This window comes from Rhizobium sp. AAP43 (assembly GCF_001296045.1).
Taxonomy (GTDB): domain Bacteria; phylum Pseudomonadota; class Alphaproteobacteria; order Rhizobiales; family Rhizobiaceae; genus Allorhizobium.
The window spans coordinates 208,034-230,476 of sequence record NZ_LJHS01000005.1 but is presented as its reverse complement, the minus strand read 5'-3'; the positions used below and the strand labels follow the sequence as shown (position 1 = coordinate 230,476).

Here is a 22,443-nt window from a genome sequence, read left to right as displayed (position 1 = left end):
TCCGACATGGAAGACGAAAGCGACATGGAAAGACCTGTCCTCACCAACCGCACCTTCGATGAACTGAAGCTCGGCGATTCCGCCAGCCTGACGCGCATCATCGGGCCCGATGATATCGAACTTTTCGCCGCCCTTTCCGGCGATCACAATCCAGTGCCCCTCGGCCAGTCGCTGATCCCGGCCGGCATGATTTCCGCCGTGCTCGATACGCGGCTTCCGGGCCCCGGCACTGTCTATCTCGGTCAGGATCTCGAATTCTGGAAGGATATCGCAACCGGCGACCGGATTACCGCCACCGTGACGCTGATGACCAAGGAGAGCGACGGCCATACGCTGATCTTCGACACGCGCTGCGTCAACCAGCAGGGTGAGCCAGTGCTGGTCGGCCGCGCCAGGGTGCGCGCACCCCAGGAGCGGATCAGCTGGTCGGAAAACGCAGCACCGGGCGTCTCCCTGCAGCGCCACGACCGCTTCGACGCCATCGTGGCCGAGGCCCGCAGCCTGCCCATGGTCCGCACCGCCCTTGTCCATCCCTGCTCGCCTGACGTCATCGAGGCCGCAGTCGAGATCCGTGACGAAGGGCTGCTCGATCCGATCCTGATCGGTCCGGAAGCAAAAATCAGGGCGGCTGCCGCGGCCGCCGGTATCTCGATCGACGGCTTCCAGATTGTGCATGCCGAACACAGCCACGCGGCAGCGGCCATGGCGGTGGAACTCGCCGTGGCCGGCAAGGTCGGCTCGGTGATGAAGGGCAGCCTGCATTCCGACGAAATCCTGGGCGCGGTCGTCGGCAGCGGATCGGGCCTGCGGACCGAGCGTCGCGTCAGCCATGTCTATGTCATGGATGTGCCCGCCTATTCCAAGCTGCTCGTGGTGACGGACGCGGCGATCAACATCGCGCCGACCCTCGACCAGAAACGCGACATCTGCCAGAACGCCGTGGATCTCATGCATATGCTGGGCGTGGCAGAGCCCAAGGTCGCCGTGCTCGCAGCCGTCGAAACGGTCAATGACAAGATGCCGGCCACGCTCGAGGCAGCAGCCTTGACCGTCATGGCAGCCCGCGGTCAGATCAAGGGCGCCAAGGTCGACGGCCCGCTCGCCTTCGACAATGCGATCTCGATGGAGGCCGCCCGGACCAAGGGCATCATCTCGCCCGTTGCGGGCGACGCCGATGTCCTGTTGGTGCCCGATCTCGAGGCCGGCAACATGCTCGCCAAGCAGCTTCTCTATTTCGCCAATGCCGATGCGGCAGGCCTTGTGCTTGGCGCGCGCGTACCCGTCATCCTTACGAGCCGCTCGGACAGCCTGCGTGTCCGCATCGCCTCGGCAGCCCTTGCCAAACTCGTGGCCGCGAAGCGCTTGGCAGCGCAGGGCCAGATCAAATGAGCCAAAAATTGCTGCTGACCTTCAATGCCGGTTCGTCCACGGTCAAGATCGGCATCTTTGCCCGAAAGACGGATGGGGCAAGGCGCATCGGCAAGGGCGTCATCGATTTTCGCGCCGAACCGCTCACCTTCCACCTGGTCGAAGGCCCCACCGTCTTCGACGTGCCCCTGGAAGCCAGAACCGATGACCTTCTGCATGACGTGCTGGAAGAGGTCTTCGACTGGCTCGGGGAACACTACGACCTCGACGCCGTCTCGGCGGTCGGCCACCGCGTCGTTCATGGCGGCGACCTGTTTGGCGAAGCCGTTGGCATCGACAGCACAAGCCTCAAGGCCATTGAAAGCCTGGTGACATTGGCGCCGCTGCATCAGCCACAGAACCTGCGGCTGATCCGCGCCATTGCCGAACTCAAAGCTGGCCTGCCCCAGACCGCCTCCTTCGACACCGCCTTCCATCGCACGCAAGCCGATGTGATCAGGCGTTTCGCGATCCCACGAGACTGGTTCGACAAGGGCGTCAAACGCTACGGTTTCCACGGCCTGTCCTATGTCTATATCGCCGGAGCACTGAAGACACTGGAACCGCAACGGTTGGGCGGCCGCGCTATCGTTGCCCATCTGGGATCCGGCGCCAGTCTCTGCGCGATGGAAAACGGCGTTAGCCTCGACACCTCCATGGGCTTTTCCACCATTGATGGCGTGCCCATGGCCACCCGCTCCGGCGCTATTGATCCGGGTGTCCTCTTCCACCTGATGGATGCGCACGGCCTGACTGCAAAACAGGTCGAGGAGATGATCTATCGGCAGTCCGGATTGCTGGGCCTCTCCGGCGGCATCAGCGCCGATAGCCGCGTCCTGCTCGAGACAGCAGCACCGGCAGCCCGCGAAGCCCTCGACGTCTTCACCTTCCGCATCGCCGGCGAAGTGGCGCGGCTGGCAGCCTCGCTCGGTGGGCTGGATACGCTGGTCTTCACCGCTGGCATCGGAGAAAACCAGCCGGCGATCCGAAGCGCTGTCGTCGAGCGGCTGCAGTTCCTCGGAGCCGTTCTGGATGACGCGGCGAATGGCCGAAATGATCCGGTGATTTCCACCCCGGAGAGCCGTATCGTCATCCGTGTCATCGCGACCGACGAGGAACAGGTGATCGCCGATGACTGCCAGGCACTGGTCGGCTGAGCCCATGCGGTTCTGAGCGCAGGTGACACCAAAGCGTCATGAAACCCGCCTAGAGACGCAGCATCGACAAGCGGACCGGAGGTGTGACGATGCTGAGACAGACGAATGCTGCGGGCGAGATTTTTGAACCCGCGCGCGGCAACGCCCTCATCCTCTCCAATGCTCGCGTGGTTCTCCCCACCCATGTCTTGCATGGCTCGGTGGTAATCGAAGACGGAAAGATCGCCGAGATCCATGAAGGCGCGTCGAGGGTCCCCGGCGCGCTCGACCTGGCCGGCGACTATCTCCTGCCTGGCCTCGTCGACATCCACACCGACCATTTCGAGAAGCACCTCTATCCCCGCGCCCATGTGCGCTGGGATTTCATGCGCGCAGCCTTGGCTCACGACGCCCAGATCATCGGCGGCGGTGTGACCACCGTCTTCGACAGCCTCTGCGTTGGTGCCACCACCGACAATCCCGAACGCGCCGAAATCCTGGGGCCGATGATCGCAGCCCTTGAACAAGCGCAAGCGTCCGGCATGTTGCGCGCCGAGCATCTCGTCCATCTGCGCTGCGAACTCACCGATCCCGCAACGCCAGCGCTGACGGCGGCAAACATCGATCGCGAGATCGTGCGGGTCATTTCGGTCATGGAGCACCTGCCCGGCATCCGCCAGAGCCGCGACATCGCGGCCTATGTGGCCCGCGCCGCCAAGTCGACCGGCGAAAGCCCGGAACGCGTGCGCGAGAAAATCAAGGATCTGGTGGCCGAAAAGAGCCATTTCGCCGCGACCACACGGCCGGACGTGGTCGCACTCGCGACGTCACGCGGGCTGCCGCTGATGAGCCATGACGATACGGACGTGGCCCATATCGCAGAGGGTCTGGCCGAAGGCGTGACGATCTCCGAATTTCCCTGTTCAATGGAAGCAGCCCGGGCCGCTCGAGACGGCGGCATGCAGATCGTGGCTGGCGCCCCCAACCTCGTGCGCGGCGGTTCCCAGTCCGGCAATATCGCCGTGCGCGATCTGCTGGTGGAAAGGCTGGTTGATATCCTGGCATCCGACTATGTGCCGCGCTCGATGCTGGACGCCGCTTTCATGATAGCGGCCGATCCGGGCCTTAATTTCGATCTGCCAACGGCGATCGCCATGGTCACCCGCAACCCGGCGCTTGCCGGTGGTCTTGCCGATCGCGGCGCCATCGAGACCGGCCTCAAGGCCGACGTCATCCGCGTCGACCTTGCAGACAGCCATCCCTTTGTGAAAGCCGCATGGCGCTCAGGCTCGCGGGTCGCCTGAACCGCAGGCCAGAGTTCTGGCGCGTCTATTCGTGCCAGGCGGAGGCCAGCACCCTCAGCCAGTTTTCACGGCAAATCTTGTCGAGCGCATCCTGATCGTAACCATGGTCCCGGAGTGCCGAGATCAGGCGTTGATTGCCTGCCGCATCGGCAATCGCATTCGGGATGGTGGCACCGTCAAAGTCCGAACCGAGCGCCACGCAGTCGATTCCGACGCGCTCGACCAGACGGTCGAGATGGCGCACCATGTCAGACAGCGGCGTATCTGGATTGTCCCGCCCGTCGGCGCGCAACATGGTCACGGCATAGTTGAGACCGACGAGACCCCGGCTCTCGCGGATGGCGTCAAGCTGGTGGTCAGTCAGATTGCGCGCGACTGGGGTCAAGGCATGCACATTGGAATGGCTGGCGATCAACGGCTGATCGCTGATGCGCGCCACATCCCAGAAGCCCTTCTCGGTGATATGCGCGAGATCGATCAGGATACCCAGCCTGTTGCAGGCCTTGACCAACGCCGCGCCCGCATCCGTCAGCCCAGGTCCCGTATCCGGCGAGCTGGGATAAGCGAACGGAACGCCGTGACCGAAGATATTGTTCCGGCTCCAGACCGGGCCGAGTGAGCGCAGGCCGGCAGCATAGAACACATCCAGCGCGTCGAGATCCGCGTCGATCGCCTCGCAACCTTCCATGTGAAGGACAGCGGCGAAAACACCCTCCGCCATTGCAGCCCGGATCTCGGCCGTGCTGCGGCATAGCCGCCAACCGCCGGCCTGTTCCAGCTGATGTGCGAGCGCCGCCATGCCGAGCGCAATGTCGAGCGAGGAGTGGCGGTCGAGTGGCGGATCGAGTGGGGTGGTATAATGCCCGTCCGCATCCGGCTCCTTCAGGCTGAAGTCATGCGGTGAGGGAATGTAGATCGCGCACAAGCCACCGGCGAGCCCGCCTCGCTTTGCCCGTGGCGCATCGATATGGCCGGCAGACGTGCCCTTGATAAAGTCCTGAAGCGGATTGCCGCCCTCCTGCCGCTCCCGCCACAGGCGCAGGAGAACATCGTTGTGACCGTCGAAGACCATATCCATGAAAGATTATTCCGTATGCAAAATGAGATCTGCCGATGCCCTCGCCTCGGCAACGCAGCGATGATCAGAGACTAGAACCAGAATCTGGGCGAACTCAAGAGGACAAAAGGCATCAGGCAAAGAGCGGCGGGACACGCTTGAGAAAGTCCGTCGCTCCCTCATACGCAGCGGCAAGCGACAGAACCCTCTGGTCCGCCCGTGGCGGGCCGATCAGCTGAAAACCATTCGGCAGGCCTTCAGGCGAGAACCCGGCCGGCAGCGCTGCAACTGGCAGGCCCGCCATGCTGGGGCCGATCACCACTTCCATCCAGCGATGGTAGGTGTCCATCGCACGCCCGGCAATCATGCGCGGCCAGGGGATATCGACCTCGAAGGGAAACACCTGGGCAGACGGCGCCACCAGATAGTCATGGGTCTGGAACAGTGTCTGCAGCGCCTGATACCAGGCGGTCCTGATCGCCGACGCCTCATAGACCTCGGCTGCCGTGATCCGCAGGCCTGCGCGAACCTCAAACAGGATCTCCGGCTTCAGATGGCCGCGCCGGCTCGGATCCTCATAGAGATCGCGCATGCTGCCGGCGGTGAAGAAGCTGCGCAGCGTCGTCCAGGCCCACCACAGCCGCTCCATGTCGAAATCGGGCATCGCCGCTTCCACCTGAAAGCCAAGACCGGAAAACACCTTGAGGGCACGCTCGGAAAGGGAAAGGACGCCGGGCTCGAACGGAAGATGGCCACGATAGTCACCCAGCCAGCCAATCCGCCCGCCCTTTTCCGCAACAGCCGGGTCGAGCGCAAACTGCGGGCTGTCGATCGAGGCTGGGTCGCGTGGGTCATAGCCGGCCTGGACATTGAGCAGCATCACCACATCCTCAACGCTGCGCCCCATCGGCCCGATCGTCGAAAGCTGGTTGAGATAGGCGTCGCGTCCCGGAAGCGTGGGGATACGGCCAAAACTCGGGCGGAAACCAACGACATTGTTGAAGGCGGCCGGATTGCGCAATGATCCCATCATGTCGCTGCCATCGGCGAGCGGCAGGAGCCGGGCCGCAAGCGCTGCCGCCGCCCCGCCACTGGAGCCGCCGGCCGAGCGACCGAGGTCCCAGGGGTTCCGGGTTGGCCCGAAGACCGGATTATAGGTGTGGGAGCCAAAGCCCCATTCTGGGGTATTGGTTTTGCCGATGATGATCGCACCAGCCCGGCGCATGCGCTCGACCTGGATGTCGTCGTAGTCCGGCACATAGTCATGGAACAGCGTCGAGCCATAGGTACAGGGAATGCCCTTCGCCTCGCTGAGGTCCTTGATCGCGATCGGCATACCATGCAGCGGACCGAGGATATGCCCCTCTTCACGGGCACGATCCATGCGCCGCGCCTCGTCCAGAACCTCCTCCGTCTTCCGCAGGCTGACCAGGGCATTGACGCCGGCATTCAGACGGCCGATCCGCTCGAGATAGGCGGCCATCACCGCCTCTGCCTGAAGGGCGCCTGTTTGAAGGTCGGTGGCAAGAGAGGTGGCGGACAGGAAAGTCGGATCGGTCAACAGAAACTCCGGTCGTCGGGGAAGGACTGGACGCATCTCGCGCAACCCACGATGGGACGAGGCCGTTAGCCTGTCAACCGCACGGCCACGCCGGTTGTGCAGCCCAGCCATGCGTCAGAGAAATCGGTGCAGGCCTTGAAAATAAAAATGGTCAAACGACCAAATTGGAGGCAACATGCCAAAAAATGGGGTGCGCCAAAGGTCTGGCAGCGCATCACCGGAACCAAGGGAACAGCCGGACAAGCAGTGATCGGGGCCTGTTTACCCGCAACCTGGCGGGCAAGGCTCCATCCAACCGGGAGACGCCTGCAATGCAAGACAGCTGGCACGTGATTTGCGTGGAGGAAGGGGCGAGACCGCAAAGGGCCTCCGCCCGTTCGACGACGAACCCGTATCGCCCGCATCACGCATAACCCGAACGCCAGGGGGCATCGCTTGAGTTCCGCATCCGAAAAGGCAGCCATCGAAATTCGCGGCGTAAGCCGCATCTACGGAGCGGGAAGTGATAAGGTCACCGCGCTCGACAAGATCTTCCTCGCGATCCGGGAAAACGAGTTCTTTACCCTCCTCGGCCCTTCCGGTTGCGGAAAGACCACACTGCTCCGGTTGATCGCCGGCTTCGATTTCCCGACAACAGGCGAAATCCTGCTGCATGGCGAAGACATCGCACCCCTGCCGCCTTTCAAGCGGCCGGTGAACACCGTTTTCCAGAGCTATGCCCTCTTTCCCCACATGACCGTCGCCGAAAACATCGGCTTCGGGCTGAAGATGCTCGGCAAGCCGGCAGCCGAGATCAAGGCGCGGGTCGAGGAGATGCTTGACCTCGTCCACATGACAAAGATGCGCGACCGCCAGGTCAGCCAGATCTCCGGTGGCCAGCAGCAGCGCGTGGCACTGGCCCGGGCGCTGGCACCGAAGCCCAAGGTCCTTCTGCTCGACGAACCGCTCTCCGCCCTTGACTATAAGCTCCGCAAGGAAATGCAGATCGAGTTGAAGCGCGTGCAGTCTGAAACTGGCATCACCTTCATCTTCGTCACCCATGATCAGGAAGAAGCGCTGACCATGTCCGACCGCATCGCGGTCATGTCGAATGGCGAGCTTCGCCAGGTCGGCACGGCGCGCGAAATCTACGATCGGCCGGCTGACCGCTTCGTGGCGGACTTTATCGGCGAGAGCAATTTCATCGAGGCCGAGATCCTTGCCATACGCGACGAGGCGGCGAGCGTGCGCCTTGCCAACGGTGCCGAGATCGAGGCATCGCTTCCTATCGGCCGGCCTGATGACAGTAAGGTCACGATCGTGATCCGCCCGGAACATGCCGCGCTGACCTCCGCTGGCAGCGGAAACTTCGACGGTGTCCTCTCCGACGCGATCTATTTCGGCACCGACACCCATTACCATCTGACGCTTGATGACGGCACGGCCTTCATCGTGCGCGAGCAGAACAGTCGCGCAAGCGCCGTTGGCCACCCCAAGGGTGAACGCATCGGTATCAAGCTCCGCCCCGCCGCCGCACAGATCCTGGGAGGCTGACCATGGATGGCGCCCAGAAAGCAGCAGCCAGCGCCGAAAGCCGGGATATCCGCAACCGCTGGCTTCTCAGCCTGCCCGCTCTGATAATCGTGTTCGTGGCGGCCGTCGGCCCGCTCTTCGTCATGCTGGTCTATTCCTTCTTCGAGAAGGGCTCCTATGGCGATGTAAAGTTCGGCACGTTCTCGACGGAAGGTTGGGTTTCGGTCTTCTTCCAGCGGGATATCTTCGACGACACGCTGGGGCTCGCCGACGCGCATCTGTCGATCATCTGGCGCTCGATCAAGCTCTCTTTCTTCACCACCCTGCTCACCCTCGCACTTGGCTTTCCCACCGCCTATTTCATCGCGACACGACCACCAAAGACGCGTGAGATCTGGGTCTTCCTCGTCACCATCCCCTTCTGGACCAACCTTCTGATCCGCACTTTCGCCATGCAGCAGGTCATCCGCAACGAAGGCATCCTGAACAATGTGCTGATCTGGCTCGGGGTGATCGATAGCCCGCTGCAGATCATGTACACGGATACGGCCAACCTCCTCGGCATGACCTATATCTATCTGCCGCTGATGGTTCTGCCGCTCTATGCCTCGATCGAAAAGCTGGATTTCCGGCTCGTCGAAGCCGGCTACGATCTCTACGCCAACCGCCTGCAAGTCCTCTGGCGGATCGTCATCCCGCTGGTAAAACCCGGCCTGATTGCCGGTTCCATCCTCGTCTTCATTCCCTCGCTCGGCGCCTATGTCATTCCGCGCGTGCTCGGCGGCGGCAAGAACATGATGCTCGGCAACCTGATCGAGCTGCAGTTCGGGGCCGGACGCAACTGGCCGCTCGGTGCCGCGATGTCGATCACGCTGATGGCGCTCGTCATGGTGGCGCTGCTGATCTACGTCCGGAACGCCTCACGCACGGGGGCCGGTCATGCGTAGTCAATTCGACATCCGCTCGCAGCCAGGCTTCGGCGTCATTGCCCTGATTACCTTCTTTGCGCTCTATCTGCCGATGGCGACCCTTGTTGCCTATTCCTTCAACGGCGCCGACTCGCTCTCGGTCTGGGAAGGGTTTTCCCTGCGCTGGTTCGTCTCCGCCTCGCAGAACGAAGCCGTCCAGGATGCCGCGATCCGCTCGCTCGTCATCGCCGTCTGGGCTGCCACCATCGCCACAACTGCCGCCACCATGGCGGCCCTCGCGATGACACGCACAAGGCCCTATCGCGGCCTGACCTTCAAATATGCGCTGATCAACCAGCCGCTGATGGTGCCGGAAATCGTCACCGCGGTGGCCCTTCTGATCGTCTTTTCCCGCATCAAGGTCTGGACCGGCTATTCCGGCCTCGGCTTCCTGATCGCCGCTCATACAGCGTTTTGCCTGCCCTTTGCCTATCTGCCGATCCGGGCAAGGCTCGAAAGCATGGACCTGACGCTCGAGCGCGCTGCCGCCGATCTTTATGCCACACCATGGCAGGCCTTCCGCCATGTCACGCTGCCACTGCTGCGCCCCGCCATCATCGCAGGCTTCATGCTGTCGCTCGTGATTTCCCTCGACGACGTGGTGATTACGGAATTCGTCAAATCGGGCGGCCAGGACACCCTGCCCACCTACATGCTCGGCCAGATCCGTCGCGAGACGACGCCAGAGATCAATGCCATCGCGACCATCTTCCTTGTGCTCTCGACGATCCTCGTCGTGATCTTCTTCTTCATCAACAGACGCAAACAATAACGACTGTCAAAAACAGAGAGGAACGGACAATGCATAAAAAATGGATGACAACCACGGCGCTCGCAGCGCTCTCGGTGCTGGCCCTTGCAGGCTCGGCGTCGGCCGCCGGCGAACTCAACATCTACAACTGGGGTGATTATACCAGCCCGGACATGATCAAGAAGTTCGAACAGCAGTTCGACGTCAAGGTGACGATCACCGACTACGATTCCAATGACACGGCGCTTGCCAAGGTGCGTGCCGGCGGCCATGGCTTCGACATCGTGGTGCCCTCGGCCAACTATCTGCCGATCTGGATCAGCGAAGGCCTGCTGCTCGAAGCGCGCCCTGACCAGATGGAAAACTTCAAGAATGTCGATCCGCGCTGGGTCGACGTCGAATGGGATCCGGGCCGTCACTACTCGGTTCCGTGGCAGTGGGGCGTGACCGGCATCGGCGTCAACACCAAGGTCTATGGCGGCGACATCAACACCTCGGCCATCTTCCTCGACCCGCCGGCCGAACTGGTCGGCAAGTTGAACGTGACGCCTGAGATGAACGACGTGCTGTTCGCCACGATCAAATATGTTGGCGGCGACTGGTGCACCAGCGACAAGGATGTGCTGCGCAAGGTGCGTGACAAGCTGGTCGAAGCCAAGAGCAAGTGGCTGGCCATGGACTACAGCGTCACCGAGAAGCTGCCCGCCGGCGATTATTCGGGCGTCTACTACTGGAATGGCGCCATCATGCGCGCCCGCGAGAAGAACGCGGACATCAAGTTCGGCTATCCGAAGGAAGGCTACCCGGTCTTCATGGACAGCGTCGCAATCCTGAAGGACGCCAAGAACGCCGACAATGCCAAGCTGTTCATGAACTTCATCATGGACCCGGAAAACGCGGCCATGATTTCCAACTTCGCCAAATATGCCAATGGCATCAAGGGCTCCGAGCAGTTCATGGCCAAGGAGATGCAAGGCGCACCGGAGCTGGTGATCCCCGCCGAACTGGAAAGCGCCGGCCAGTTCCTGCTGACCTGCGAGCCGGCCGTGCAGGAACTTTACACCAAGATCTGGACCGAAGTGCAGAAGTAAGCACGCCCCAGACAAACAGACCTGAGACAGGGCGGGAGGGGAACTCCCTTCCGCCTTGCGGAGATCCGCGTCGTGCGTCCGACCGGAGCGTGCCGACTGCTTCCGCGCGCAGCGTAAGAAAGACCTGAGATTTAAGGAAACCGCCATGGCCAAGACCGCAGACATCATCATCACCAATGGCCGCGTGCTGACCATGGACCCCGCAAGTCCGAGGGCGGAGGCCGTCGCCCTTGCCGGTAACCGCATTCTGGCCGTCGGCACCAATGCCGAGATAGGCGCCCTCGCCGCGCCCGCAACCAAAGTGATCGATGCCGGTGGCGCAACCGTCATGCCGGGCTTCAATGAAGCCCATATGCACATCTTCCCGGGCTCGGTGTCGCTGCGCCAGTTGAACCTGCACGGCATCCAGGGTGTTGAGGCACTGAGGTCCGCGATCCTCGACTATGCAGACAAGAACCCGGACGAACCCCTGCTCATGGGCTTTTCCGCCGACTATTCGATCATCTCGATGACGGAGCCCTGCACCCGCCACCATCTGGATGCGATCCTGCCCGACCGCCCCTTCATGATGTTTGCGCCAGACCATCATACCGCCTGGGCCAACACCATGGCGCTCACACAGGCAGGCCTCCTCCACGGCAAGGACGTCGGCATCGGCAACGAGATTGTCATGGGTCCTGACGGCCTCGCCAACGGCGAACTGCGCGAAGGCAATGCCTTCGGTCCGGTCGCAGCGCTTGCCTCGACCGGCGGCCGCGAGGAGCTTGGCATGGTGACCGGCATGGACCCTGACCATGTAACAGCGGAGCAATATGCCCTCGACCGCTCAATCCTGAAGGCCGGTCTCGACTACTGCGCCAGCTGGGGCGTCACCTCGATCCAGAATTTCGACGGAAACCACTACCAGCTGCGCCTGATGCGCGACCTGGAGCTGGCGGGCGAACTCTCCTGCCGCATTCGCATTCCCTATCACATGAAGAATTTCATGCCCCTTGATGACCTCGACAAGGCAGCCGCCTGGAAGACGGAATTCGCCACCGACATGCTGCGCGGCGATTTCGTCAAGGTCTTCATGGATGGCGTGCTCGACAGCCAGACAGCCTATATGCTGGACGGCTATGGCGACCGGCCAGGCTACACTTATGAGCCGCTTTTTACGCCGCAAGCCTTCAACGCCATCGCCACAAAGGCCGATGCTCTTGGGCTGCAGGTCGCGGTCCATGCCATCGGCAGTGCCGCCGTGCGTCAGACGCTTGATGGATACGAAGCGGCCGTGACGGCGAATGGCAAGGGAGACAATCGCCACCGCATCGAGCATATCGAACTCATCTACCCGGACGATATTGCGCGCTTTGCGGAGCTCGGCATCGTCGCTTCCGTACAGCCTGTGCACTATCCCGGCGGCACCTGCTTTCCGGCAGAGCCGACGACGGCAAAGATCGGTGAGGACCGCTGGGACTATGCCTATGCCTGGCGCACGCTGAAAAATGCCGGCGCGCCTGTCGTCTTTGCATCGGACTGGCCCGTCTCTCCAGTCTCGCCCTTCCAGTGCATCCAGGATGCATTGACCCGCAAGCCCTGGAAGGAGGGCCTGAACGACCAGCGCTTCACGCTTTCAGAGGCGCTCGAAGCCTATACCGCGATCGGCGCCTGGGTTGAGTTCATGGAGGATCGCAAGGGTAAGCTGAAACCCGGCTTCCTCGCCGACGTGGTGATCCTGACGACCGATATCGAAACCGTCGACCCGGACCAGATCATGGACACGGTCCGCGCCGCCGTCACGATCTGCGACGGTCGCATTACCCATCAGGCCTGAGGACACCAGCATGCACGCCGATCTCATCATCCATAATGCCCGCATCCTGACGATGGATGATGCTCATCCGCGCGCAGAGGCAATCGCGCTTTGCGGTAACCGGATCCTCGCGGTCGGCGGCAACGACGCGGTGCTCGCGCTTGCCGGTGCCGAGACCCGTCTCCACGATGCCGATGGCGCGACCGTGCTGCCCGGCTTCAACGAAGCCCATATGCACATCTTCGGCGGCTCCGTGGCGCTCGGCGAGCTCTCGCTTTTCGGCGTGAAAGGCTTCGATGCGCTGGCGAAGGCGGTGTTGGACTATGCGGCTGACAACCCCGACCTGCCGCTGCTTGTCGCGCAGACGGCAGACTATACCATCCTGTCCGAGACCGAACGCGTGACCCGTCATCATCTCGACCGCATCATCGCCGACCGGCCCTTCCTGATGGTCGCCCCCGACCGCCACACGGCCTGGGCCAACACGATTGCGCTGGAAAAGGCAGGCATCCTGAAAGGCCGCGAGGTCGGCATCGGCAACGAGATCGTCATGGGCGAGGACGGACTGGCGAGCGGCGAACTGCGCGAGAGCAATGCCATGCGCCCAGTCCAGGCCATGAGCGTGACCGGCGGTCGCGAAGGCCTCGGCGTCGGCACCGGGGGCGATCCCGAACACGTCACCGCCAAACAACGGGCCGGCGACATCTCCATCCTCAAGCGCGGCCTCGCCTATTGCGCCTCGCTCGGCATCACATCGATCCAGAACATGGACGGCAGCCTCTATCAGCTGGAAATGCTCGACGAGATCGAGAGGACGGATGGCCTGCCGGTCCGGGTGCGAATGCCCTATCACATGAAGAATTTCATGCCGCTCTCTGACCTTGAGGAAAAGGCCGCCGCCTGGAAGGTGCGCTTCGACACGGACAAGCTCCGCTGCGACTTCGTCAAGCTGTTCATGGACGGTGTGACCGAGGGCGAAACCGCCGTCTTCGTCGATGACTATGCTCACAAGCCGGGCTGGAAGGGCGAGCCGCTGTTTTCGGCCGAAGCCTTCAATGCGGTTGCGACCGAAGCCAACCGTCTCGGCCTTCCTGTTGCCGTGCATGCGATCGGCGATGGCGCAGTGCGCATGGTGCTGGACGGCTACGAGGCTTCGATCAACGCCAATGGCCGAAAGGACATGCGCAACCGCATCGAACATATCGAGGTGGTCCATCCCGACGATATCGGGCGCTTTGCCGAGACAGGCACCGTGGCCTCGATGCAGCCCACCCATCCGCCGGGGTCCGCCGGCCTGCCGCTTGAACCCTATCTCACCTATATCGGCCCTGAGCGCTGGCCGCATGCCTTTGCCTGGAAAACGCTGGTGGATGCAGGCGCAACGATCGTCTTCGCCACCGACTGGCCCGTCTCGCCGCTCCCGCCGCTGAGCTGCATCGTCGACGCCATGACACGCCAGCCCTGGGCCGAAAATGTGCCTGACCAACGCTTGAGCCTTGGCGAAACGCTCGCCGCCTATACCCGCACCAGCGCCTGGGTCGAATACATGGGGGATCGCAAAGGCGTGCTGAAGCCGGGCTATCTTGCCGATGTCGTGCTATTGTCCGGAAACCTTGAAAACCAGACCCACGCCGATATCGCAGCCCTTTCGCCTGTTCTGACGATCTGCGACGGCCGCATCACCTTCGATGCCGGAGGAAGACAATGAGCGAAACGCCGCCGCGACCGGATCGAGGGCCGAGCGCCGAGCCGGCACGCGGCCGTCCGCCGGGCGCGACGCGCAAGGGACTGGAAACTCGCCTCCGCATCATCAAGGGCGCCCGCGAAGCGCTGGAGGTAGGCGGCATGGAGGCGCTGACCACCCGGCGCATCGCCGCGTCGGCAGGCGTCAAGCTTGCCACACTGCACTACTACTTCGACAGCAAGGAAAGCCTGCTCCTTGCCGTGCTCGAAGACCTGATCGACGACATGGACACGGCTTATCGGCAGGACGAAGCCTTGCCGGAAGCGCCGGAGGACAGGATCGAGGCCTTGATCCGCGCCAGTTGGCGCTACATCCAGCGCACCCGCGACAAGCAGCTCGCCCAGACCGAACTGACGCTCTACGCCCTGCGCACCAAGGGCTCGGAATGGCTCGCGGCGCGGCAGTACAATGCCTATATCGACTTCTATGGCCATCTCGTCTTCGTCGACGTTGAGGACGAGGATCTGCGCCGGATCGGCCGCGCCGTCGCCCGCCAGATGCTAATCGGCATCGACGGCATCATCCTGCAAAGCTATGCTCTACAGGACCTCTCATCCTCCAACGACGACATTGAGGCCCTGATCGCAGCCACGCGCGGCTACCTGCGCCGTCTTCTGGCAGAGCGCGACAAGGCCCCTTAACCGAGACCCCAGACCCGCTTCGCATTGCCGGAAAAGAGCATCTCCTTTTCCACCACCGTCGCGCCATGCAACAGGGCCTGCGTGGTCGCGACCCAGGTGGAGAGCCCGCCGCCCAGAGTGCAGACAGGCCAGTCGGAGCCCCAAATCGCGCGATCAAAACCGAAGGCGGCAATCACATGCTCGAAATAGGGCTTGAGATCCTCCAGCGTCCAGGTCTCAAGATCGCCATAGGCCGGCACGCCAGAGATCTTCACAAGGATGTTGCGACGCTTGGCGATCTCTGCAACGCCTTGGCTCCAGATCTCGTAGCCATGGCCCTTGATATCCGGCACGCCGCAATGATCGAGGATGAAGGTCACATCAGGAGCAAGATCGACCAGCGCGATTGCCTTGTCGATCTGATGCGGCAGCATGCAGAGATCGAAGGTCAGGCCCGTTCCCGACAGCCGCCTGATATTCTCCCGAAACAGAGCGCCCTCGGAGATATCGTCGGGCACCACATGCAAGACCCGGCGAAATCCCTTGACGAGGGGATTGGCGCGCTGCCCCTCCAGATAAGCGGCAAAGCCCGGATCTTCGGGCCGGCACGCAGCGATCACGCCGCGGATAAGACTGCCCGGCTCACGGGATACGGCTGCGACCATATCCGTCTCGGCAGCCATATCGGCGGGATCGACATCCACCTCCATGTGGAGAACCGAGGATATGCCGAGCCGCCGCGCTTCACGAGAATAGCGCTCCCAAGTGAAATCGGCATCGAGTGCGGGCACAGACTGAAGCCAAGGATAGCGCAGCCGGTCGCGATAGATCAGGTGCAGGTGGGTATCGATGATCATGGTGGCCCCTCCCAAGGCGCATGCGAAATCAAGTCGTCATAACGAGGCATAGGCCTCTTCACCGCCAGCCATGCCGCCGCCGGCAAGCGCCGAGATCCGCCGTGCCGTCTCTGTAAGTGCGCTGATCGTGGCGTTGATGTCAGGGGCACCGGGCGTATTGATCAGTGTGATGTAGGGAACGGTCAGTGCGGCAATCGCCTGACCATCGGCGCTGGTGATTGGCGCGGAGAGATTGACCACGCCGGCCGTCTGCGCGCTCGGCATCATTTCGTAGCCACGCGCCGCGATCTGGACGAGCCGGGCGCGGAATGCATCCGTCATGCGCCCCTCCGGGCCGCCGCTTGCCACATGTTCAGCCACCATCATCTCGCGTAGGTCGGGATGGCGAAAGGCGAGCAGCACATGCCCCGATCCGGTGTCGAACAGGCCCATGCGCGAGCCGACCCGGATCGAAATGCCCCAGTAGCCGGGCGCCTCCAATTGCGCGATGACCACCGGATGGCCCCGATCATAAACGACGATGTGGTTTGCCTGACGTGTTGCCTCGCCGAGTTCCCGCATCAGCGGCATGGCGAGAGAGGCAAGACGACGGGTCGGCGCATGCATCTGCGCAAGGCCGAATATCTTCAGCGTCAGTGCGTAGAGATCGCCCTCCAGCCGCGCCACGTATCCACGTTTCACCAGCCGGTCGAGCATCCGGTAGAATTCATTAGGGCTGCGGTCGAGGCGCTTGGCGATCTCGGCTTGGCTCAACCCGCCATCGACACCAGCGAGAAGCTCGAGAATATCAAGCCCCTTGTCGAGCGCCGGTGCCCGGTAGCGATCCTGATCTGCCTCACTCACCCAATTCCCTCCTCGAAAGGCTGCAAGCGACCTTGACGTTTATGAATAAATGTTTTGCATATGAATGATGCTCGCATTGTGCGACCCTTTATGCAAGGGTTGAACGGCGACGGGAGGAGACCGGCCGTGTTTTCGACCGCAGCGCGCCAACGCGATGACCGGACAGAGCCGCGGGAAGAGGAGTGATTATGAACCTGCCGATGAAAGACAAGCATGTGCTAGTGACGGCGGCCGGCCAGGGCATTGGCCGCGCAAGCGCCATCGCCTTCGCGCGGGCCGGTGCGACCGTGGTCGCGACCGACATCAACACGGAGGCCTTGGCGTCGCTGGAGGGCGAGCCGAATATCACCACACGCATTCTCGACGTCCTGAACGAAGAGGCAGTGAGCGCAGTTGTCGCCGAAACCGGTCCCTTCGATGTCCTGTTCAACTGCGCCGGCGTGGTTCATGCCGGAACCGTGCTGGACATGGCCGACAAGGATCTCGACTTCGCTTTCGACCTCAATGTCCGCGCCATGATCCGCACCATCCGCGCCGTTCTTCCGGCCATGCTGGAGCGCGGCGATGGCTCGATCATCAACATGGCCTCGGTGGCGAGCTCGATAAAGGGTGTCCCCAACCGCTTTGCCTATACGGTGACAAAGGCAGCCGTGATCGGGCTGACGAAATCCGTCGCCGCCGACTACGTGACACAAGGCATTCGTTGTAACGCCATCTGCCCCGGCACAGTGGAAAGCCCGTCGCTGCAGGACCGCATGCGCGCCCAAGGGGACTACGATGCCGCCCGCGCCGCCTTCATCGCCCGCCAGCCCATGGGGCGCCTCGGCACCCCGGAAGAAATTGCCGACCTCGCCGTCTACATTGCCGGCGCCACCTATACCTCGGGCCAGGCCTTCGCCATCGACGGCGGTTGGACGATCTAAGCAATGCCGGGAACAGTGTCAGGCGGCTGTCCGTCCGGCATTGCGAATACGCACACTGAGCGGCACCGCCGCGCGTTTTGAAAGGACGACGACTATGAAACTGATGCGCGTTGGCCCACTCGGGCAGGAAAAGCCCGCCATTGTCGACAAGGACGGCAAGATCCGCGACCTCTCCGCCCATGTCACCGACATCGGCGGCGCTGCGATTTCGCCGGAAGGCCTGGCCAAGATCGCCGCTCTCGATCTGGCCTCTCTGCCGGAAATTGCCGCCGACCGCATCGGTGCCTGCGTCGCCGGGACCGGCAAATTCATCTGCATCGGCCTCAACTACTCCGACCACGCCGCCGAGACAGGTGCAGCGGTCCCGCCGGAGCCTGTCATCTTCATGAAGGCGACCTCGGCCATCTGCGGCCCCAACGATGACGTGCTCATCCCGCGCACCTCGGAAAAGACCGACTGGGAAGTCGAACTCGGCGTCGTCATCGGCAAGACCGCCAAGTATGTCTCGGAAGCCGATGCCATGGATTATGTCGCTGGCTACTGCGTCTCCCACGACGTGTCTGAACGGGCCTTCCAGACGGAGCGCGCGGGACAGTGGACCAAGGGCAAGTCCTGCGACACCTTCGGCCCGATCGGCCCCTGGCTCGTCACCAAGGACGAGATCGCGGACCCGCAGAACCTCAAGATGTGGCTCTCGGTGAACGGTAAGATGATGCAGGACGGTTCGTCGAAGACCATGGTCTACGGCGTTGCCCACCTCGTCTCCTATCTCAGCCAGTTCATGAGCCTGCATCCCGGCGACGTCATCTCCACCGGCACTCCTCCGGGCGTTGGCCTTGGCATGAAGCCGCCGCAGTTCTTGAAGGCTGGCGACGTGGTCGAGCTGGGCATTGAAGGCTTGGGTACGCAGAAGCAGACCTTCAAGGCGGATGTCTGAGACTGCCTGTTAGGCCTGGTACCGACCCCGCCTTCGTGGCGGGGTTTTCGTTTGGGAATTCAGGCAAGTGGTTCACAGACCAGCTGGTCCAGTCTCCGCAATGCCGAGTCCTGATTTCTCGGACACCGGGGCCAATCGTCGGCATCGGCTTCCAGTCATCAGGATCTTCGCTGCGTTGAACCAGTTCCAACTGCCAGCCGGCATCGATCCGGGCGTCATCGGGAAACGCACGAACTTCGGCCCCGCCACTTCCAAGCCACTGGATCAGCTTCATGTTCGCAATGTATCAAAACGGAGATACTTGATCGAACAAAAAAGCCGGGCGTTCCCACCCGGCTTTCCATGTTCAAATCCATCCCGCTTACTTGATCAACGGCAGAATACTGTCGATCGACTTTTTCGCGTCGCCGTAGAACATCCGCGTGTTGTCCTTGTAGAACAGCGGGTTCTCGATGCCGGAATAGCCGGTGCCCTGGCCGCGCTTGGAGACGAACACCTGCTTGGCCTTCCACACTTCCAGAACCGGCATGCCGGCGATCGGGGAGTTCGGGTCTTCCTGGGCGGCCGGGTTGACGATGTCGTTCGAGCCGATGACGATGACGACGTCCGTCTCGGGGAAGTCCTCGTTGATCTCGTCCATTTCGAGAACGATGTCGTAAGGGACCTTCGCTTCTGCGAGCAGCACGTTCATGTGGCCCGGCAGACGGCCCGCGACCGGATGGATCGCAAAGCGCACGGTCTTGCCGGCTGCGCGCAGCTTGCGGGTGAGTTCCGAGACAGACTGCTGCGCCTGCGCGACCGCCATGCCGTAACCCGGCACGATGACGATGCTGTCGGCATCATTGAGCGCATTGGCAACACCATCGCCATCAATCGCGATCTGCTCGCCCGTGACTTCCATTTGCGGCCCGGTTGCGCCGCCGAAACCGCCGAGGATGACCGAGACGAAGCTGCGGTTCATCGCCTTGCACATGATGTAGGAGAGGATGGCACCCGAAGAGCCAACGAGCGCTCCGACGACGATCAGGAGATCGTTCGACAGCGAGAAGCCGATGGCCGCGGCTGCCCAGCCGGAATAGCTGTTCAGCATCGAGACGACGACCGGCATGTCGGCGCCGCCGATGCCCATGATCAGGTGATAGCCGATGAAGAGCGCCAAGAGCGTCATTAGGATCAGCGTCCAGCTGCCGGCACCCTGGAAGTAGAGGACTAGCAGGATCAGCGAGCCCAAGGCCGCAGCCGCGTTGAGCAGATGACCGCCCGGAAGCTTCGTTGCCTTGCCATCCACCTTGCCGGCAAGCTTGCCATAGGCAACAACCGAACCGGTGAAGGTAACGGCACCGATGAAGACGCCGAGGAAGACTTCGATCTTCAAGACCGCGATTTCCGCTGCCGTCTTTTCGGCAATCTTCAGGGCAAAGCCGGTGAAATCGCCAAACAGCGCGGCCTTCCCGGCCTGAGCCGCACAGGCAACCGCACTCAGCGGATCGCAGGTCGCAAGACCGGCCTCGCTCAGCGTGCTGGCAATGCGCCACATCTCGATTTCGGCGTTGAAGCCGATGAAGACGGCGGCGAGACCAACCAGCGAATGCATGGCGGCAACCAGTTGCGGCATCTCGGTCATCTGCACGCGCTGGGCAACGACCCAGCCAATGCCGCCGCCGATGGCGATCATGATTGCCGAGATGACCCAGTTGCCGGCACCGGGGCCGTAGATCGTCGCAACGACCGCAAGCCCCATGCCGACGATGCCGTACCAGACGGCGCGCTTGGCGCTTTCCTGGCCGGAGAGACCGCCGAGCGACAGGATGAAGAGAACGGCTGCGACGACATAGGCCGCTGTTGTGAATCCGTAGTCCATGTGTGTGTCCCCTCCCCTAGCTCAAGACTTCTGGAACATGGCGAGCATGCGCCGTGTCACCATGAAACCACCGACGATATTGATGCCGGCCATCAGGATGGAAAGACCTGCAAGCAGGATCACCAGGAAGTTGCCGGACCCGATCTGCATCAGGGCGCCCAGGATGATGATCGAGGAAATCGCATTGGTGATTGCCATCAGCGGCGTGTGCAGCGAATGGCTGACATTCCAGATGACCTGGAAGCCGACGAAGCAGGCAAGCACGAAGACGATGAAATGGCTCATGAAGCTGGCCGGCGCATAAAGGCCGGCGAGCAGGATCAGCGCACCACCACCGGCGAGCATGCCCACCTGGTTGCGGGTCTGCGTCTTGAAGGCGGCGATTTCCTGCGCCCGCTTTTCTTCAGGCGTCAGCTCCTTGACCTTTTCCTTGGGCTTGGCAGCGGCGATCGCCTGGATCTTCGGCGGCGGTGGCGGATAGGTGATCTCGCCGCCCTTGGTGACGGTCGCGCCGCGAATGACGTCGTCTTCCATGTTGTGAACGACGACACCGTCCTTTGCAGGCGTCAGGTCCGTCATCATGTGGCGAATGTTCGTCGCGTAGAGCGTCGACGACTGGGCTGCCATCCGGCTCGGGAAATCCGTATAGCCGACGATGGTCACGCCATTGTCCGAGACGATCTTCTGGTCGGCAACCGTGAGATCGCAATTGCCGCCACGCTCTGCTGCGAGGTCGACAACGACGGAGCCGGGCTTCATCGCAGCGACCATGTCGGCGAGCCAGAGCTTTGGCGCGTCACGCCCCGGGATCAGCGCCGTGGTGATGACGATGTCGATGTCGGGGGCCAGTTCGCGGAACTTGGCGAGCTGCTTTTCACGGAACTCCGGCGACGACGGTGCAGCATAGCCACCCGTTGCAGCACCATCCTGCGTGGCTTCGAATTCGAGATAGACGAACTGCGCGCCCATACTTTCGATCTGCTCGGCAACCTCAGGGCGCACGTCGAAGGCATAGGTGATGGCGCCGAGCGAGGTGGCCGTGCCGATCGCCGCAAGACCGGCTACGCCTGCACCGATCACCAGAACTTTCGCCGGCGGCACCTTGCCCGCAGCCGTCACCTGGCCGGTGAAGAAGCGGCCGAAATTGTTGCCGGCCTCGATGACGGCGCGGTAACCGGCGATGTTTGCCATCGACGACAGGGCGTCCATCTTCTGTGCGCGCGAAATGCGCGGCACCATGTCCATGGCAATGACATTGGCGCCCTTCGATCGGGCCTGTTCGAGCAATTCTGCGTTCTGGCCAGGATAGAAGAAGGAGATCAGCGTCTTCGAGGGTGAAAGCAGGTCGATTTCGACGGCTTCCGGCGGCCGGACCTTGGCGATGATATCGGCGGCATCATAAAGCGCGGCCGCGGTATCGACCACGGTGACGCCAGCGGCCTTGTAGGCCTCATCGGAAAAGCCGGCGGCCTTGCCTGCACCCGCCTCGATCAGGCAATCATAACCCAGCTTCTGCAATTGCTGAGCGCTATCGGGCGTCATGGCAACTCGCGCCTCGCCACCATACGTTTCTCTCGGTGAACCGATCTTCAATCCCATCTCCCTCGCTCCTCGCTCGAACGATCAAACCTTGGGCAAGGCGACTAACGTCACCACGCATACCGAGGCGGACACGAGCAGATGTGCGCTGCGCTGTCTAGCCCGGCAAACCCGCCATGTGACGGTTTTACCCTTCGACTTCTCGCCTTAAAACGATTTTTGCTGCAACGCACAACGTCGCAAAGCGCACTTTGGGGAACAATCCGGCCGCGCAAAAGTTTGCCTCGCGGAACAAGGAACAAAACTGGAGACGACCGATGCTGCAATGGATTTTGATCTTCCTCCTGATCGCCGCCGTGGCGAGCCTTTTCGGCTTTCGCGGTGTGGCTGGCGCATCGGCGGGCATTGCGAAGATCCTGATCTTCATCGTGCTTGTCGTCATGATAATCGCGCTGTTTACCGGCATTCTGATCGTCGCCTGACCGACTTACGCTTTTGGACGCAAAAAAGGCCCGCTGCCAAAGTGGGCCTTTTTAC

Annotated in this window: 20 protein-coding genes; 13 read left to right on the top strand and 7 right to left on the bottom strand. The window is 62.2% G+C overall.

What is annotated here, in order from left to right:
* Nucleotides 1-6 precede the first annotated feature (6 nt).
* From IP76_RS04590 to IP76_RS04580, 3 genes are all read left to right on the top strand, one after another.
* Nucleotides 7-1,389, top strand: a complete 1,383-nt coding sequence (locus IP76_RS04590) for a bifunctional enoyl-CoA hydratase/phosphate acetyltransferase (protein WP_197278304.1) — start codon at nucleotides 7-9, stop codon at nucleotides 1,387-1,389.
* Nucleotides 1,386-2,564 (top strand): acetate/propionate family kinase, encoded by a 1,179-nt coding sequence (locus IP76_RS04585; protein ID WP_054157004.1) that lies wholly within the window; start codon nucleotides 1,386-1,388, stop codon nucleotides 2,562-2,564. Before IP76_RS04590 ends, IP76_RS04585 begins: the two co-directional genes overlap by 4 nt.
* A gap of 89 nt (nucleotides 2,565-2,653) precedes the next feature.
* Entirely contained in the window at nucleotides 2,654-3,847 is a 1,194-nt protein-coding gene (locus IP76_RS04580; RefSeq protein ID WP_054157003.1) for an alpha-D-ribose 1-methylphosphonate 5-triphosphate diphosphatase, read from the top strand.
* A 25-nt stretch (nucleotides 3,848-3,872) separates the two neighbouring features.
* Here IP76_RS04580 and IP76_RS04575 read toward each other — a convergent pair whose 3' ends face one another.
* On the bottom strand, nucleotides 3,873-4,925 hold the full coding sequence (locus IP76_RS04575) for a dipeptidase (protein ID WP_054157002.1): 1,053 nt from the start codon (nucleotides 4,923-4,925) through the stop codon (nucleotides 3,873-3,875).
* A 112-nt stretch (nucleotides 4,926-5,037) separates the two neighbouring features.
* Nucleotides 5,038-6,465, bottom strand: coding sequence for an amidase (locus IP76_RS04570; RefSeq protein ID WP_054157001.1), 1,428 nt, complete (start codon nucleotides 6,463-6,465; stop codon nucleotides 5,038-5,040).
* Nucleotides 6,466-6,900: 435 nt separating this feature from the next.
* On the opposite strand from IP76_RS04570, the gene IP76_RS04565 reads away from it, so the two are divergent.
* The 7 genes from IP76_RS04565 (at nucleotide 6,901) to IP76_RS04535 (ending at nucleotide 14,967) form a co-directional block, all read left to right on the top strand.
* Nucleotides 6,901-7,998: an ABC transporter ATP-binding protein gene (locus IP76_RS04565; RefSeq protein ID WP_054157000.1), complete on the top strand. Its 1,098-nt coding sequence runs from the start codon at nucleotides 6,901-6,903 to the stop codon at nucleotides 7,996-7,998.
* A gap of 2 nt (nucleotides 7,999-8,000) precedes the next feature.
* Complete coding sequence (locus IP76_RS04560; protein ID WP_054156999.1) at nucleotides 8,001-8,924, top strand: ABC transporter permease; 924 nt, start codon at nucleotides 8,001-8,003, stop codon at nucleotides 8,922-8,924.
* A complete protein-coding gene (locus IP76_RS04555; protein WP_054156998.1) occupies nucleotides 8,917-9,717 on the top strand; it encodes an ABC transporter permease in 801 nt (266 codons plus the stop codon). Before IP76_RS04560 ends, IP76_RS04555 begins: the two co-directional genes overlap by 8 nt.
* Nucleotides 9,718-9,746: 29 nt before the next feature.
* On the top strand, nucleotides 9,747-10,787 hold the full coding sequence (locus IP76_RS04550) for an extracellular solute-binding protein (protein WP_082352407.1): 1,041 nt from the start codon (nucleotides 9,747-9,749) through the stop codon (nucleotides 10,785-10,787).
* A 145-nt stretch (nucleotides 10,788-10,932) separates the two neighbouring features.
* Nucleotides 10,933-12,603, top strand: coding sequence for an amidohydrolase (locus IP76_RS04545; protein WP_054156996.1), 1,671 nt, complete (start codon nucleotides 10,933-10,935; stop codon nucleotides 12,601-12,603).
* Between the two features lie 10 nt (nucleotides 12,604-12,613).
* Entirely contained in the window at nucleotides 12,614-14,290 is a 1,677-nt protein-coding gene (locus tag IP76_RS04540) for an amidohydrolase (RefSeq protein ID WP_054156995.1), read from the top strand.
* Nucleotides 14,287-14,967 (top strand): TetR/AcrR family transcriptional regulator, encoded by a 681-nt coding sequence (locus IP76_RS04535; RefSeq protein WP_054156994.1) that lies wholly within the window; start codon nucleotides 14,287-14,289, stop codon nucleotides 14,965-14,967. Before IP76_RS04540 ends, IP76_RS04535 begins: the two co-directional genes overlap by 4 nt.
* Here the strand turns inward: IP76_RS04535 and IP76_RS04530 are convergent.
* Together IP76_RS04530 and IP76_RS04525 are read right to left on the bottom strand one after the other, a co-directional pair.
* A complete protein-coding gene (locus tag IP76_RS04530; protein ID WP_054156993.1) occupies nucleotides 14,964-15,803 on the bottom strand; it encodes an amidohydrolase in 840 nt (279 codons plus the stop codon). The genes IP76_RS04535 and IP76_RS04530 overlap by 4 nt on opposite strands.
* Nucleotides 15,804-15,839: 36 nt before the next feature.
* On the bottom strand, nucleotides 15,840-16,646 hold the full coding sequence (locus tag IP76_RS04525) for an IclR family transcriptional regulator (protein ID WP_054156992.1): 807 nt from the start codon (nucleotides 16,644-16,646) through the stop codon (nucleotides 15,840-15,842).
* A 200-nt stretch (nucleotides 16,647-16,846) separates the two neighbouring features.
* Between IP76_RS04525 and IP76_RS04520 the strand changes: the two genes are divergently transcribed.
* Nucleotides 16,847-17,569 carry an SDR family oxidoreductase gene (locus IP76_RS04520; protein ID WP_054157379.1) on the top strand — a complete coding sequence of 241 codons (723 nt, stop codon included), beginning with the start codon at nucleotides 16,847-16,849 and terminating at the stop codon, nucleotides 17,567-17,569.
* A gap of 94 nt (nucleotides 17,570-17,663) precedes the next feature.
* Nucleotides 17,664-18,506, top strand: a complete 843-nt coding sequence (locus IP76_RS04515) for a fumarylacetoacetate hydrolase family protein (RefSeq protein ID WP_054156991.1) — start codon at nucleotides 17,664-17,666, stop codon at nucleotides 18,504-18,506.
* Here IP76_RS04515 and IP76_RS22710 read toward each other — a convergent pair.
* From IP76_RS22710 to IP76_RS04505, 3 genes are all read right to left on the bottom strand, one after another.
* Entirely contained in the window at nucleotides 18,490-18,780 is a 291-nt protein-coding gene (locus IP76_RS22710; protein WP_082352405.1) for a type II toxin-antitoxin system RelE/ParE family toxin, read from the bottom strand. The genes IP76_RS04515 and IP76_RS22710 overlap by 17 nt on opposite strands.
* 87 nt (nucleotides 18,781-18,867) lie before the next feature.
* A complete protein-coding gene (locus tag IP76_RS04510) occupies nucleotides 18,868-20,367 on the bottom strand; it encodes an NAD(P)(+) transhydrogenase (Re/Si-specific) subunit beta (RefSeq protein ID WP_054156990.1) in 1,500 nt (499 codons plus the stop codon).
* 21 nt (nucleotides 20,368-20,388) lie between these two features.
* The gene (locus IP76_RS04505) at nucleotides 20,389-21,960 is read right to left on the bottom strand and encodes a Re/Si-specific NAD(P)(+) transhydrogenase subunit alpha (RefSeq protein ID WP_054157378.1); all 1,572 of its coding nucleotides are present in this window, start codon (nucleotides 21,958-21,960) and stop codon (nucleotides 20,389-20,391) included.
* A 263-nt stretch (nucleotides 21,961-22,223) separates the two neighbouring features.
* On the opposite strand from IP76_RS04505, the gene IP76_RS22705 reads away from it, so the two are divergent.
* Nucleotides 22,224-22,388 (top strand): DUF1328 domain-containing protein, encoded by a 165-nt coding sequence (locus tag IP76_RS22705; protein WP_082352404.1) that lies wholly within the window; start codon nucleotides 22,224-22,226, stop codon nucleotides 22,386-22,388.
* Nucleotides 22,389-22,443 lie beyond the last annotated feature (55 nt).

What these genes read in the sequence shown, in the direction of transcription:
- IP76_RS04540 (WP_054156995.1), top strand. Translation starts at nt 12,614, where the DNA reads ATGCACGCCGATCTCATCATCCATAATGCCCGCATCCTGACGATGGAT.
- IP76_RS04550 (WP_082352407.1), top strand. Translation starts at nt 9,747, where the DNA reads ATGCATAAAAAATGGATGACAACCACGGCGCTCGCAGCGCTCTCGGTG.
- IP76_RS04545 (WP_054156996.1), top strand. Translation starts at nt 10,933, where the DNA reads ATGGCCAAGACCGCAGACATCATCATCACCAATGGCCGCGTGCTGACC.
- IP76_RS04515 (WP_054156991.1), top strand. Translation starts at nt 17,664, where the DNA reads ATGAAACTGATGCGCGTTGGCCCACTCGGGCAGGAAAAGCCCGCCATT.
- IP76_RS04510 (WP_054156990.1), bottom strand. Translation starts at nt 20,367, where the DNA reads ATGGACTACGGATTCACAACAGCGGCCTATGTCGTCGCAGCCGTTCTC.
- IP76_RS04585 (WP_054157004.1), top strand. Translation starts at nt 1,386, where the DNA reads ATGAGCCAAAAATTGCTGCTGACCTTCAATGCCGGTTCGTCCACGGTC.
- IP76_RS04555 (WP_054156998.1), top strand. Translation starts at nt 8,917, where the DNA reads ATGCGTAGTCAATTCGACATCCGCTCGCAGCCAGGCTTCGGCGTCATT.
- IP76_RS04590 (WP_197278304.1), top strand. Translation starts at nt 7, where the DNA reads ATGGAAGACGAAAGCGACATGGAAAGACCTGTCCTCACCAACCGCACC.
- IP76_RS04580 (WP_054157003.1), top strand. Translation starts at nt 2,654, where the DNA reads ATGCTGAGACAGACGAATGCTGCGGGCGAGATTTTTGAACCCGCGCGC.
- IP76_RS04535 (WP_054156994.1), top strand. Translation starts at nt 14,287, where the DNA reads ATGAGCGAAACGCCGCCGCGACCGGATCGAGGGCCGAGCGCCGAGCCG.
- IP76_RS22705 (WP_082352404.1), top strand. Translation starts at nt 22,224, where the DNA reads ATGCTGCAATGGATTTTGATCTTCCTCCTGATCGCCGCCGTGGCGAGC.
- IP76_RS04530 (WP_054156993.1), bottom strand. Translation starts at nt 15,803, where the DNA reads ATGATCATCGATACCCACCTGCACCTGATCTATCGCGACCGGCTGCGC.
- IP76_RS22710 (WP_082352405.1), bottom strand. Translation starts at nt 18,780, where the DNA reads ATGAAGCTGATCCAGTGGCTTGGAAGTGGCGGGGCCGAAGTTCGTGCG.
- IP76_RS04575 (WP_054157002.1), bottom strand. Translation starts at nt 4,925, where the DNA reads ATGGATATGGTCTTCGACGGTCACAACGATGTTCTCCTGCGCCTGTGG.
- IP76_RS04560 (WP_054156999.1), top strand. Translation starts at nt 8,001, where the DNA reads ATGGATGGCGCCCAGAAAGCAGCAGCCAGCGCCGAAAGCCGGGATATC.
- IP76_RS04520 (WP_054157379.1), top strand. Translation starts at nt 16,847, where the DNA reads ATGAAAGACAAGCATGTGCTAGTGACGGCGGCCGGCCAGGGCATTGGC.